Source organism: uncultured Mailhella sp., from assembly GCF_944324575.1.
Taxonomy (GTDB): Bacteria; Desulfobacterota; Desulfovibrionia; order Desulfovibrionales; family Desulfovibrionaceae; genus Mailhella.
This window is the reverse complement of the sequence record NZ_CALUWV010000021.1, coordinates 17,988-30,933: the sequence shown is the minus strand read 5'-3', so window position 1 is coordinate 30,933 and position 12,946 is coordinate 17,988. Positions and strand designations below refer to the sequence as shown.

Annotated in this window: 10 protein-coding genes; all 10 read left to right on the top strand. The window is 57.9% G+C overall.

Annotation, left to right across the window (positions count from 1 at the left end; all coding sequences use genetic code 11):
* The coding region (ribA, locus tag Q0J81_RS04325; protein WP_294446210.1) for a GTP cyclohydrolase II at positions 1 to 686 on the top strand (686 nt) is incomplete at its 5' end.
* Positions 687 to 693: 7 nt separating this feature from the next.
* On the top strand, positions 694 to 1,164 hold the full coding sequence (gene ribE, locus Q0J81_RS04320) for a 6,7-dimethyl-8-ribityllumazine synthase (RefSeq protein ID WP_294446209.1): 471 nt from the start codon (positions 694 to 696) through the stop codon (positions 1,162 to 1,164).
* A complete protein-coding gene (nusB, locus tag Q0J81_RS04315) occupies positions 1,164 to 1,625 on the top strand; it encodes a transcription antitermination factor NusB (RefSeq protein ID WP_294446208.1) in 462 nt (153 codons plus the stop codon). Before ribE ends, nusB begins: the two co-directional genes overlap by 1 nt.
* Before the next feature lie 71 nt (positions 1,626 to 1,696).
* Positions 1,697 to 4,201 (top strand): leucine--tRNA ligase, encoded by a 2,505-nt coding sequence (gene leuS / locus Q0J81_RS04310; RefSeq protein ID WP_294446207.1) that lies wholly within the window; start codon positions 1,697 to 1,699, stop codon positions 4,199 to 4,201.
* Positions 4,202 to 4,369: 168 nt separating this feature from the next.
* Positions 4,370 to 4,903 carry an LPS assembly lipoprotein LptE gene (locus Q0J81_RS04305; protein WP_294446206.1) on the top strand — a complete coding sequence of 178 codons (534 nt, stop codon included), beginning with the start codon at positions 4,370 to 4,372 and terminating at the stop codon, positions 4,901 to 4,903.
* 22 nt (positions 4,904 to 4,925) lie between these two features.
* The gene (locus tag Q0J81_RS04300; protein WP_294446205.1) at positions 4,926 to 5,927 is read left to right on the top strand and encodes a DNA polymerase III subunit delta; all 1,002 of its coding nucleotides are present in this window, start codon (positions 4,926 to 4,928) and stop codon (positions 5,925 to 5,927) included.
* A gap of 5 nt (positions 5,928 to 5,932) precedes the next feature.
* A complete protein-coding gene (radC, locus tag Q0J81_RS04295) occupies positions 5,933 to 6,628 on the top strand; it encodes a RadC family protein (protein ID WP_294446204.1) in 696 nt (231 codons plus the stop codon).
* A 69-nt stretch (positions 6,629 to 6,697) separates the two neighbouring features.
* Positions 6,698 to 9,205 (top strand): endopeptidase La, encoded by a 2,508-nt coding sequence (gene lon / locus Q0J81_RS04290; protein ID WP_366937513.1) that lies wholly within the window; start codon positions 6,698 to 6,700, stop codon positions 9,203 to 9,205.
* Between the two features lie 885 nt (positions 9,206 to 10,090).
* Entirely contained in the window at positions 10,091 to 11,485 is a 1,395-nt protein-coding gene (locus Q0J81_RS04285) for an MFS transporter (protein WP_294446202.1), read from the top strand.
* 302 nt (positions 11,486 to 11,787) lie between these two features.
* Positions 11,788 to 12,753, top strand: a complete 966-nt coding sequence (locus Q0J81_RS04280; protein ID WP_294446201.1) for a hypothetical protein — start codon at positions 11,788 to 11,790, stop codon at positions 12,751 to 12,753.
* Positions 12,754 to 12,946: the final 193 nt, after the last annotated feature.

Here is a 12,946-nt window from a genome sequence, read left to right as displayed (position 1 = left end):
AGAAATTCGCGGCCGCTCACAATCTGCATATCGCCGCCAACAAGGACATCATCCGCTGGAGGCTGGAGCACGGAGAGGTGGCCGTCAAGCGTGCCGCCGAAGCTTCCATGCCCACGAAGTATGGGGATTTCCGCATCATTGCCTATGAAAATTCTGTGGACGGACGCACGCACGTGGCGCTTGTGAAAGGTGATGTGACCACGGATGAGCCTGTGCTCGCCCGCGTGCACAGTGAATGCCTGACGGGCGACGTGTTCGGCTCCATGCGCTGCGACTGTGGGGGACAGCTTGCCGCAGCCCTTTGCCAGATAGAAAAGGAAGGGCGCGGCGTTCTGCTCTACATGCGCCAGGAAGGCCGGGGGATAGGCCTGGCCAACAAGATAAAGGCATATGCTTTGCAGGAACAGGGGCTGGACACCGTGGAGGCGAACATTCGTCTTGGCTTCCGTCCCGATTTGCGCGATTATGGCGTCGGCGCCCAGATTCTGGTGGATCTGGGCATTCGCAAGCTCCGTCTTCTGACCAACAATCCCACCAAGATCGTGGGACTGGAGGGGTACGGGCTTGATATCGTGGAGCGGGTGCCCATCGAGCAGGAGCCCGGCCGCTACAATGAAGATTACCTGTTGACGAAGAAAGAAAAAATGGGCCACCTGCTTCGGCGGGTATGCCCCAAGACAGAGTGAGGAAATCATGTATTCCGTCAAGACCATAGAAGGACAGCTCAATGCCCAGGGCCTGAAGATCGCCATTGTGGCGTCGCGTTTCAACGATTTCATCGTTCAGCATCTGGTGGAAGGCGCCATTGACTATCTGACCCGTCACGGGGCTTCTCAGGAAGACATCACCGTGATACGCGTTCCCGGAGCCTATGAACTGCCCATCGTGTGCAAGAAGCTGGCGGCGTTTTCGCAGTACAGCGGCATCATCGCTCTTGGAGCGGTCATTCGCGGCAGCACTCCCCACTTCGACTATGTCTGTGCCGAGGCTTCCAAGGGCATCGCTCAGGTGTCGCTGCAGGCGGGACTTCCTGTGGGCTTCGGCCTTCTGACCTGCGACACTCTGGAACAGGCCATTGAGCGCGCCGGCGCCCACGTGGGCAACAAGGGCGCGGAAACCGCCGCCGCTGTGGTGGAAACCATCCGCGTCATGGAGCAGCTGTAATGGGTGCGAAAGAACCCTCCCGTCGCGCTCAGCGTCTGCTGGCCTTTCAGGCCCTGTACGGTCAGGAATTTCTGGAATGCGCTTCCGTGGAACAGCTTAAGGCCGCCTTTCTCGCCGTGCCCCGTCAGGACGAGGCCCTGGAACAGGAGGGCGAGCCTTCCGGCTTTGCGTGGGAGCTCGTGTACGGCGTATGGCAGCATCGCGATGAGCTCGATGCCGTCATCGAACGTTTTGCCCGCAACTGGCGGCTTGATCGCGTGGGGCGCGTTGAGCTCAATCTGCTGCGTCTCGGCGTGTATGAAATGCTGTATCGAGCCGACGTGCCGGCCAAGGTTTCCATGAACGAAGCTCTTGAGCTCGACAAGCAGTACGGCGATTCCCGGTCTCACACCTTCGTGAACGGAATTCTCGATGCGGTGAGCCGGGCCGTGGACAAGGGAGAGCTTCGCATCCGCGGCTGACGGCCGGGTACAGGCAGGTATTTTCCCGATATGCACAGCGGGCGCAAGCCCGAAGTTTTCAAGGAATAAAAATGGCACTTTCGTCTCGTTACGACCCTCATGCGCTGGAAGAAAAATGGCAGAAGATATGGGCTGAAAAAGGCTCTTTCGACTGCGATGTCGATTCTTCCAAGCCCAAGTATTTTCTTATGGAAATGTTCCCGTATCCTTCGGGCAACATTCATATGGGACACGTCCGCAACTATTCCATAGGCGACGTCATGGCCCGTTTCCGCCGTCTGCAGGGCTACAACGTTCTTCATCCCATCGGCTGGGACGCCTTCGGTCTGCCCGCGGAAAATGCCGCCATCAAGCATGGCACGCATCCTGCAAAATGGACCTACGCCAACATCGACAACATGCGCGCCCAGCTCAAGCGCATGGGCTATTCCTATGACTGGCGCAGGGAAATTGCGACCTGCCGTCCCGAATACTATCGCTGGGAACAGGAATTTTTTCTGAAGTGCCTGGAAAAGGGGCTTGTGTACCGCAAGAAGGCCCCGCAGAACTGGTGCCCGAGCTGCCATACCGTGCTCGCCAACGAACAGGTCATTGACGGCAAGTGCTGGCGCTGTGATTCCGAAGTGGAGCAGAAGGATCTTACTCAATGGTTCTTCCGCATCACGGCATATGCCGATGATCTGCTTGCCGACCTCAAGAAGCTGGAAAACGGCTGGCCGTCCCGCGTGCTCACCATGCAGCACAACTGGATAGGACGTTCTACCGGTGCGGAAATCGTGTTCAAGCTGGAAGGTCGTGAGGGCGAGATCAAGGTGTTCTCCACCCGTGCCGACACGGTGTTCGGCGTGACCTTCATGACGCTGGCTCCCGAGCATCCGCTTGTGGAATCCCTCATTGCCGGTCGTGAGAATGAGGCCGAAATACGCGCTTTCATCGAGCGCACCCGCAACATGGATCGCCTCGACCGCCAGTCCGAAACGCTGGAAAAGGACGGCGTGTTCACGGGAGCCTACTGCCTCAATCCCTTTACCGGCGACCGTATTCCGATCTGGCTCGGCAACTTCGTGCTGGCCGACTACGGTACCGGTGCCGTCATGGCTGTGCCCGCGCACGATCAGCGCGACTTTGATTTTGCCCGCAAGTTCGGCATCGGCATCAAGGTGGTCGTGAGTCCCGAAGGCGGGGAACTTGATCCCGCAACCATGACGGAAGCCTATGTCGAGCCCGGAGTTCTGGTGAACTCCGGCGAGTTCACGGGTATGCCCAATGAAGAAGGCAAGGCCGCCATCATCAAAAAGCTGGAAGAAACGGGCAAGGGGCGTGCTACGGTCAACTACCGTCTGCGCGACTGGAATATTTCCCGTCAGCGTTACTGGGGTGCTCCCATTCCCGTGGTCTACTGCGAAAAGTGCGGCGTGCAGCCGGTCAAGATTGAAGATCTGCCCGTGCGTCTGCCGCTCGACGTGAAGACCTGCGACGACGGCCGTTCGCCTCTGCCCGAAACGCCTTCCTTCGTGGAAACCGTGTGCCCCTGCTGCGGCGGCCCTGCCCGTCGCGAGACGGACACCATGGACACGTTCGTGGAGTCTTCCTGGTATTTTGCGCGCTACACCTCCGCCCGCAAGGACGACGCGCCTTTCGACATGGAGGCGCTCAAGTACTGGCTGCCCGTGGATCAGTACATAGGCGGTGTGGAACATGCCATTCTGCATCTTCTCTATTCCCGCTTCTTCACCAAGATGCTGCGAGACTTCGGGTATCTGCCTGCCGACATGGATGAGCCCTTCAAGAATCTGCTCACGCAGGGCATGGTTCTGCTCGGCGGCAGCAAAATGTCCAAGTCCAAGGGCAACATCGTGGACCCCGACGCCATGGTGAAGAAATACGGCGCCGATACCGTGCGTCTGTTCTGCCTGTTTGCGGCGCCGCCGGAACGCGACTTCGACTGGAGCGACAGCGGCATTGAAGGTTCCTATCGTTTCGTGAGCCGCGTGTGGAGAATGTTCTCCGAGATGCAGTCCATACTGAAGCCCGTGAACGCCTGCTCCGATCTCTCTCCCGCAGCGAGCGACGCCATCCGCGCTCTGCGGCTCAGCGAACACGCCACCGTGAAGAAGGTGGGCGAGGACATCGCCGAGCGCAATCAGTTCAATACGGCCATTGCCGCCATCATGGAACTCGTCAACGCCGTCAACCAGTACCGCGAGGAACTTTCCGCCACGGAGGAAGGCCGCACCGCGCTGTCTTCTGCCATGGCCACGGTGCTTGTCATGCTTTTCCCCTTCACACCTCATATGTGCGAGGAAGTCTGGCAGCAGCTCGGTCATGCCGATTCCCTTGATGACGTGCGCTGGCCTGCATGGAGCGGGGACGCGCTCAAGAAGGACGTGATCACTGTGGTGGTACAGGTCAACGGCAAGCTGCGCGGCAAGGTGGAAGTGCCTGCCGATTCTTCCCGTGAGGAACTGGAAAAGGCCGCGCTTGCCGAGCGTTCCATTCAGAATCATCTTGCCGGAAAGACGGTGCGCAAGGTCATCGTGGTCCCCGGCAAACTGGTCAACATCGTCGCGGGATAACACCGCGAGACTGGAATATAGGGCCTTCCCGCCTTGTGCGGGAAGGCCGGGAACGGAGAGACTTTTCTCTTCGTTCAGGGAGAAAAGTCTTTCCGGCGTCTCCGACAGACCGTTCTGTGACGGTAACCGTGGAGACTCCGCATACTCGTCGCCATGAAGGAATGTCTGATGATAAGACCAAGGGGAACCTGGAAGGGACAGCTTGCGGCTGCTGTCTGCTGCCTGAGTCTGTTTGCCGGCGGCTGCGGTTACAGCCTGGACGGCTATTCCACCAGCAGCTCTCGCGCCGTCAGCATACTTGGCGACGGAAACAGCACGCTCAAGATAGACAAGGTGGATCAGGTCACCATGTATCCCTGGGTGCAGTATTACCTGCGCGGCGTTGTACGCGACGAGGTGAACCTGCGCCGTCTTGCTCGCTGGGTGGACAGCGGCAGCGCCGATTATCTGCTCAGCATTAATATGCCGGGCTTCCGCGTGCGCTCCTCCGTTTCCAACTGGGTAGACAATACGCTGCTCAGCGATACCGTCGTGCAGGTTGAGCTTATCGTCCGCAGCGGAAAAACCGGCGCCGTGGTCTGGCGTTCCGGCGTGATTTCGTACAACGACAAGTTTGAAACCGTGGACGAGGCCAGCGCCATTCGCGATGGTTTGAAGGAAGCGCTGCGCCGGGCTCTCGACCGTATGCAGCAGAAGTTCTGACGCCGGCATTCTGGAGAAGAGAATGGACAGGCCGGGCTTCTTTTTCTGCATATGTCCCGATGCTGCTCTGCTGCGAGAGTACGTGGAGAGGGAGCTTGTTGCTCCTCTTGCGTCCGGCGACAGCGGGACGCCCGGGCCAGATGTTCATACCTTCTGGGGAGACGAGGGGCTGGATCGTCGATTCTGGGATGCCCTCACGCTTCTCGGCATGGACGGACGCAGTCGGGTGCTCGTGGTGCGCGGTGCGCACCAGCTTCCGGCGGATGTGTGGAAAAAGCTCTCATCGCTGCTCGGCACGCCCCGGCCCGGCATTCTGCCCGTGTTCTGTCTTGAATGTCCTTGGGAAAAAGGGCAACCGAAGCTTCCTGCCCATGTAGCAAAGCTCAAGTGCCTCGCTTTTGCCGAAAGCCGCAAATGGGTATGGCGTTCCATGGGCATAGACGTCCGTTCGCTGCGGCAGTATGTGCAGAAGCAGGCTGCCGCCGTGGGACTGCGCTTGAATCCCGATGCACTCAACGCACTTTCGGAAATGCTCATTCCCGACGCTGCCGCCATTCGCGGCGTTCTGGAGCAGCTTTATCTCGCTTCGACCGACGGTTCCGTGGATGCGGATCTCGTGCGGCAGATGACGGAATTCACGCCCGATGCCGTCATATTCGACGTCATCCGTCAGCTTGAGAACGGCAACGCCCGCGCCGTATGGAAGGTGCTCCTGAGGGAGGGGGACGGCGGAGAATCTCTGCTTTTTCCTCTTCTTACGCTCATGGCCCGGGAGGCTCGCATTCTCTGGCAGATGAATGCCGGCGACAGAGTGTTCGTCCCTCAGTTTCTGGAAAACGAGAAGCGGAGGCTTGCCGCCCGTCTTGGATTTGAAGGACTCTGTCGAGTCTTTGCCGCTCTTGAAGAAGCCGAGCTCTCCGTGAAGAGCGGCGCGCGGCAGCCGCTTCAGGCCATGGAAGAGCTGACGGCTTCCCTTTCTCTTGTCTTTTCCTCTCCCCGTGGAGAAAAGCATTCGGGGCGCTGAACACCATGAAGGACGGTACGCCCCATTCCGATGCTGATCTTCGCGCCGGCCACAGAAAGAGGCTTCGCGAGCGTTTTCTTTCCGATCCTGCGGCGCTTCCCGATTACGAGCTGCTTGAGCTTGCGCTCGGGTGCGTTTATATGCGCCGGGACAACAAGCTGCTTGCCAAGCGGCTTCTCGCCCGCTTCGGCTGTTTTGACGGACTGCTTTCCGCCTCTTCGGAAGAGCTGGCCGAGGTGGAAGGGTGCGGACCGGCCGTTGATAGTTTTCTTGTGCTTCTCCGGGAAATCATTGCCCGTGTATCGCAAAGCAACGTACAACAAAAGCAGGCCATTACGCTGCCCGACATCGTGGAAATGGGCAGAAGGCGGCTGAAGCATTGCGCAGAGGAAGAAGTGTGGGCTGCGCTTCTGGACAAACAGAACAGACTGCTTATGTTTAAAAAGATTCGTCATGGCTCGATGGATCATGTGTCTCTGGAGCCTCTCGAGGTCGTGGAACTCATGATAAAGAGCCGTGCAAGCAGCCTTGTTCTCATGCACAACCATCCTGGCGGCACATACATGCCGTCACAGGAGGACAGGGCTCTGACAGGACGCATAGCCCTGACGCTCCGGCAGCTGGGCCTGTTCCTGCACGATCATGTGATCATCACTTCCGACGCCGCATTCAGCATGATGCGTGATTGCCGCCTGAAGTGACGAAAAGGAATGTACGGGATCTGCCCGAATGAGGATAGCATGAGCAATACGCAAAAGACGCCTTCCGCAATGCCGGAAGAAGACAAGAAAGACCTGCTGGAACAGGATTCGGAACTTTCCGCCCCTGTGGAAGTTCGGGCCGAAGCTTCGGATGACTCCGGACGCGACTCCGGGGAAGGGCAGGGAAAACAGGAAGGAGACTCCGGGGATGACCCCTCCGGCGAGAGCGACGAGCTTGCCCCCGCCATTCCTTCCGTTTTGCCGGTGCTTCCTCTGCGCGACAGCGTGGTGTTCAACTCCATGATAGTCCCGCTGTTCGAGAATCGCGAGAAAGCCATGGAAACCGTGGAATTCGCGCTTAACGGCAACCGGTATCTGCTGCTTTGCGCCCAGCGCGACGCCTCGGCCGAGGAGCCCTCGCCCGAGGAACTGTACGACGTCGGCTCCGTGGTCATGATTCTGCGCATGATCAAGATGAACGACGGTCAGGTGAAGCTTTTGGTTCAGGGGCTGACGCGGGCCCATGTGGAGGAGTTCGACAACGACGGTTCCATTCTGCTCGCACGGGTGCAGGTTCTCGACGAGAAGCGCGGGGACGTTTCCGAGGTGGAGCTTGAGGCCATGATGCGGTCCGCGCGGGAGCAGAGCGACAAGATTCTGCATCTTCGCGGACTTCCCTCCGGGGAAATCATGAACGTGCTCAATTCCGTCAACGAGCCCGGCAGACTGGCCGACATCATCGCGGCCAACATGCGGCTTCGCGTTGATGAGGCTCAGGCGATTCTTGAATGTCTCGATCCGGTGGAGCGTCTGCGCCTTGTCAATGAGCATCTCATCCGTGAAGTGGAAGTCGCCGCCATGCAGGCGCGTATTCAGAGCATGGCGCGGGAAGGCATGGACAAGGCGCAGAAGGACTATTTTCTGCGCGAACAGCTCAAGGCCATACACAAGGAGCTCGGAGACGGCGAAAACGCGGACGACGAGAATGAAAATCTCAGAAAGGCGCTTGAAAAGGCTTCTCTGCCCCCGGATGCACGCCGGGAGGCCGACAAGCAGCTTCGTCGTCTTGCTTCCATGCACGGAGATTCCGCCGAAGCCAACGTGGTCCGCACCTATCTGGATCTTCTTGCCGAGCTTCCGTGGAAGAAGATGTCCCGCGACAGGCTGGACATCGTGAAGGCTGCCGCCATTCTTGACGAAGACCATTTCGGTCTTGACAAGGTGAAGGACCGCATTCTGGAATTTTTGAGCGTACGCAAGCTGAATCCGGACTCCAAGGGCCCCGTGCTCTGCTTTGTCGGGCCTCCAGGCGTGGGCAAAACGTCGCTTGGCCGTTCCATAGCACGAGCTCTCGGACGCAAGTTTCAGCGCATATCCCTCGGCGGCATGAGGGATGAGGCGGAAATCCGCGGTCATCGACGCACCTACATCGGTGCCATGCCCGGTCGCATCATACAGGCCATACGCCAGGCCGGAACCCGCAATCCGGTCATCGTGCTGGATGAAATCGACAAGCTCGGCAATGATTTCCGCGGCGATCCCGCCTCGGCGCTTCTGGAAGCTCTGGACCCTGAACAGAATTCTCATTTCAGCGATCATTATCTGAATCTGGAGTTTGACCTTTCCAAGGTGTTGTTTCTCTGCACGGCCAACCAGCTCGACACCATTCCGGCAGCACTTCTGGATCGACTTGAGATCATCCATCTTTCTGGATACACCGAGCAGGAAAAGCTGGCCATTGCCCGCAAGTATCTGTTGAAAAGGCAGATTGCTGAAAACGGTCTTAAGGAAGCCGACATTGTGTTTCGCGATGCGGCCATTGCGCGCGTCATTCGCGGGTACACGCGAGAAGCCGGTCTGCGTGGACTTGAGCGTGAGCTCGGCTCCATATGCCGGAAGCTGGCCAGACGCAAGGCCGAGGGGGACAAGCCTCCCTTTGTGGTTACTCCTGCGCTTGTGGCTCGTCTGCTCGGAGCTCCTCGATTCCTCGATGAGGAAAAGGAGAAGGAACTTCTGCCCGGCGTCGCTTTGGGCCTGGCCTGGACGCAGGCCGGAGGTGAGGTGCTGCACGTGGAAGTGAGTACCATGGAAGGGAAGGGCGGACTTCTTCTGACCGGTCAGCTCGGCGATGTCATGAAGGAAAGCGCTCAGGCCGCCGTGACGTATGCGCGTTCCCATGCCAGAGAACTGGGCATAGACCCGGATTTCTCTCAGAAACTGGACATTCATATTCATGTGCCTGCCGGGGCGACGCCCAAGGACGGGCCTTCCGCAGGCGTGACCCTGGTTTCGGCCCTTGTGTCGGCGCTTACCGGTCGTTCTGTCCGCGGCGATACCTGCATGACCGGTGAAATCACGCTTCGCGGACGGGTGCTTCCCGTGGGCGGCATAAAGGAAAAGATTCTCGGCGCTGTGGCCAGAGGCCTGAAAAGAGCCGTCATTCCGACGCAGAACGTCAAGGATCTTGAGGAAATTCCTGCCGACCTGCGTCGAAGGATAGAGATACATACTGTAAGCACCATAGGTGAACTGCTTCCTCTGGTCATGGATGAAAAGAAGGAGCAGAAAGTATCGTAGAAAAACCGGTCATGTCGAAGCCGGATATCGAAAGAGCGGTCGTTTCTTTTTGGAACGACCGCTCTTTGCATGGAGACAGAACGCATGATGCCATGACTGGTGCTGGATGACATGCTCCGAAGCCAAACCATGGGAGAGCCTTCGGAAAAACTGCCCGACGGATATTTTTCAAGACTCGGCAACCGTTTTCTCGTTGTTTTTTATGGAAAAAAATGTATGCTCCGACAACTGAGCAGTATGAATGCATCGTGAAAATGATGCGGAATATTTTTCCGGCTTCGTTTCGCCCGGAACGGAACCGGACCTTCCCTTTCGGGAAGGCATGCATACGGCGTATGTTTCAGAACAGAGAGAGACCTGAGGCATACGCCGTTCTTTTTTTTGAGAAACGCGGTGTGAGAGGCGGACGTTTTTTTGTCTGGGGTCCCGAACTTTCTGCGTTCGGCATTCGAGTGGTTGTGTCTCTGAGCTGCCCGTTGAGCTGCGCTGCCCGGAGCGTCTTTTTCTGAGATGCTTTTATACGTTCATTTATTTCTCAGGTGCCAGCCTCGTTGCAGATGTACGTACATGGTCTTTCTATTGTATGTGCGAGAGGGAGCGGGGGCTCTGTGTCTGACAGAAGGTTCGCTGTCCGGCGGTTTCGATGGTGCTCAGGACGCCTTGTTGTAAGAACAGGTTGCGGTCGGTTCGTCAGAAGCGGCGGGAGCGCGCAGCAGGAAGATGCGGCTTCCGGCTGATGCCCCCGGATGCCTTGCACGCCTCCAATGCGAAAGTCATTGAGGGCCTGTCTGGTTCAGAATATGCATTGATCTGAATTTCACAAAAAAATGTCGTTTTCTTTTCTCCCTGCGAGGTTTGGCGTAGGTTTCTCTCAGGAGGTCCGTCATGTCCAGCTCAGAACATTCCTCGTCTCCCCTGAGGCTGAAGACCATTATTGCCGCTCTGTGGACCGGAAACCTTTTTGCTCCGTTTCTCATGAGCGGCGTGGCCGCCATTCTTCCTTCCATAGGAGAGTCTCTGGGGGCTCCCGCCGTCATGCTTTCCCTTGTGATGGTATGTTATAACCTTGGTCAGTCCATTTCCCATATGTTGAGCGGTCGCATTGCCGACATGTTCGGCGTCAAGAGAACGCTGCTTGCGGGACTTGGCGGCTTTTTTCTGTTCAGCGTGTTCATGGGGCTTGCTCCGGCCATGGTTGTTCTCATTCCGCTGCGTTTTATACAGGGCGTGGCGGCTGCTTCCATTGCCTGTACGGTAACGACGCTGAGTGTCACGCTGGCTCCGGCAAACATTCGCGGACAGGTGATAAGCATCGTGGTGTCGGCCGTATATCTCGGGCTGGCCATAGGACCGCTGGCCTGCGGAGGGCTGGCGGAGTTCGCCGGCTGGCGTTCGGTATTCTTCCTCGTGGCTGCCGTGGGACTGGTGGAGCTCATGCTTCTGGCAAGGGTCATTCCCGATCAGCCGAGAGCAGCCTCAAGACGTTCGCTCGACGTGGGCAGCGCGCTGCTTGGTGCAGCAGGGCTTTTCTGCGTGACCGCAGGGGCAACCTGCACATTCCTGCATCCTGCCGTCGTCGGCCTGCTGCCCGTGGGCATCGTCATTCTGATGGCCTTCGTTCGCAGAGAATGGAATTCTTCCGACCCCATGTTCGACCTGAAAATTCTTTCCAGAGTGCCCGGGCTGCCCGACGGCATGGCGGCAACCTTCATCAACTACGGATCCTTTCAGGGACTGTCTCTGTTCTTTTCTCTGTATCTTCAGCAGGTGCTCGGTATGAATGCCTTTCATGCGGGCATGATTCTCATGATGCAGAGTCTTTTTCAGACGTTCTGTTCTCCTCTGGCCGGACGGCTGGCCGACAGATATCGCCCGGGAGTCATTTCCACGTCGGGCATGGCGGTGTGTGGTCTGAGCATACTCAGTCTCATGCTGCTTGATCAGAACAGTTCCGTATGGCAGGTCGTGATCAGCCAGGCTGCGCTCGGCACGGGGGCGGCGTTCTTTGTGGCTCCCAACATGACGGCCACGCTGGGCAACGTGCCCAGAGAGAATCTTTCCGTGGCGTCCGGGCTGCTCGGCTGTCTGAGAACCATGGGGGGGCTCATGAGTCATATCGTCATGGCCTGCATGATAGGTCTTTTCATGGGAGACACCGCCGTGACGCATGAGAATTCCGACCTGTTTCTTCATGCCATGCGCTACACGCTTCTTTTGTTCGGGCTGTTCAACCTCATGGGCGTGTGGCTCAGCCTGCGGGCACTCCGTCACCATCGCTAGAAGACTTGCTCATTCATTCCTGTCCGTGTAGCATGCGCGTTTCCCGGGACGGAAAGCGAATGCGGCATCCTTGCCGTCCTTGCTTGAGCATGGCTCGCTGAATTTTCCGTAACCTTGTCCATGTTCCGGGAACGGATTATTGATAGCTGTAAGGGGTCTGCGGTTTCGGACGGCGGCAGGCTGTCCGTCTGGTCCGTCCGAAGCGTCTGGAGAGAGGCAACGGTGCCTGTTGCAGACGACGGTTGTCTTGTCACGGTGTTGAGAGCATTGCATGGCGTGCCATGCAGGCAAAAGGAGAACATATGGGATCTCTGGGCAAACTTTTCGGCGGTCGGGGCACGCACAGCAGCACGACGGTCAGACAGCCTCCTCTGAGAAACAATACGTCCAGCGATTCTGCGCCGGACAATGAGGGGCCTTCGTCCGCCTTTCCGGGCAGGCACTTTGAAGGGCTTGGAGACGTGTGGTCGGCGTTTTTTCCCGAAGGCAGTCGGGAATATGTCGGCAGCCTGCAGAGCGTGTTTGAAAAAAGCGTGCCGCAGGGACCGGTCATGCACAGAAAGGACGGCAGCAGCGTCATTCTATTGTCCTATCCCTCAAGCGGCGGCATTTCGATCCACTCGCACATCATCATGACGCAGGGAAAGGGCAAGGCCGATTTTGTGGGAGGCTATCCTGCCTTTGAGGGAATGCCGGTGTCTTCCGTCATAGAGCAGGCGCATATCTGGTCCAACGGCATATCCGGCGTGGTGGCTGTGCGCACGTCCGGGATGGGGATGCCCGTGTCGTTTTTCCTTGCGGGATTCTTTCAGCACGTGCCGCAGCTTCAGTTCGGTGCCCGGGCCGAGTTCCATCTGGCGGGACTGGCGCTTGCCCTGACGAAGGCGGATGTGACCGATGTCGTTCTGGAGCCCGGGTCTGCGGCCTGGAATGCGGCGCTCAAAGCCTTTCTTATAGCTCACCCAGAAAAGAAGGTCGGCGATTTTCATCCGGAGGTGATTTCTTCTCACGGCCGGGGACTGCTGCTGCCTACGGAAGTGGTGGGGATGTGGGCCTTTCAGGTGCCTGTGCTCGGCACGGAACGCGTGGAATTCATGGGACGGCGTTTTTTGCGCATACTTACGATTTTTTCAGGCATGGGGGAAGGTTCGCTGCGCGGATACCTGTATGCTGCCGATCATCTGCTGAAGGGCTATGAACCGCAGACGGGGGACGACATCACCGGAACGCTGTGGCTGCAGGGCAGCATGAATCAGTACCCGGCTTGAGGGAGTCCCGCTTTCGCTTCGCAGAAAGCAGAAGAGATGCGGCTTGCCGACAGCTCTTCGTCGCTTCGTCAGCGTGTTGCGGCAGGGGAGAGGCGAAAGAAAAAGAAAGGGAGCGCAATGCTTCGTTACCTTGACAACTCAGAACAGGGCAAGCAATTATTCTAATTAAATAAATAGAATATCAGGATGTCTC

What these genes read in the sequence shown, in the direction of transcription:
- Q0J81_RS04300 (WP_294446205.1), top strand. Translation starts at nt 4,926, where the DNA reads ATGGACAGGCCGGGCTTCTTTTTCTGCATATGTCCCGATGCTGCTCTG.
- nusB (WP_294446208.1), top strand. Translation starts at nt 1,164, where the DNA reads ATGGGTGCGAAAGAACCCTCCCGTCGCGCTCAGCGTCTGCTGGCCTTT.
- leuS (WP_294446207.1), top strand. Translation starts at nt 1,697, where the DNA reads ATGGCACTTTCGTCTCGTTACGACCCTCATGCGCTGGAAGAAAAATGG.
- Q0J81_RS04280 (WP_294446201.1), top strand. Translation starts at nt 11,788, where the DNA reads ATGGGATCTCTGGGCAAACTTTTCGGCGGTCGGGGCACGCACAGCAGC.
- ribE (WP_294446209.1), top strand. Translation starts at nt 694, where the DNA reads ATGTATTCCGTCAAGACCATAGAAGGACAGCTCAATGCCCAGGGCCTG.
- Q0J81_RS04285 (WP_294446202.1), top strand. Translation starts at nt 10,091, where the DNA reads ATGTCCAGCTCAGAACATTCCTCGTCTCCCCTGAGGCTGAAGACCATT.
- lon (WP_366937513.1), top strand. Translation starts at nt 6,698, where the DNA reads ATGCCGGAAGAAGACAAGAAAGACCTGCTGGAACAGGATTCGGAACTT.
- radC (WP_294446204.1), top strand. Translation starts at nt 5,933, where the DNA reads ATGAAGGACGGTACGCCCCATTCCGATGCTGATCTTCGCGCCGGCCAC.
- Q0J81_RS04305 (WP_294446206.1), top strand. Translation starts at nt 4,370, where the DNA reads ATGATAAGACCAAGGGGAACCTGGAAGGGACAGCTTGCGGCTGCTGTC.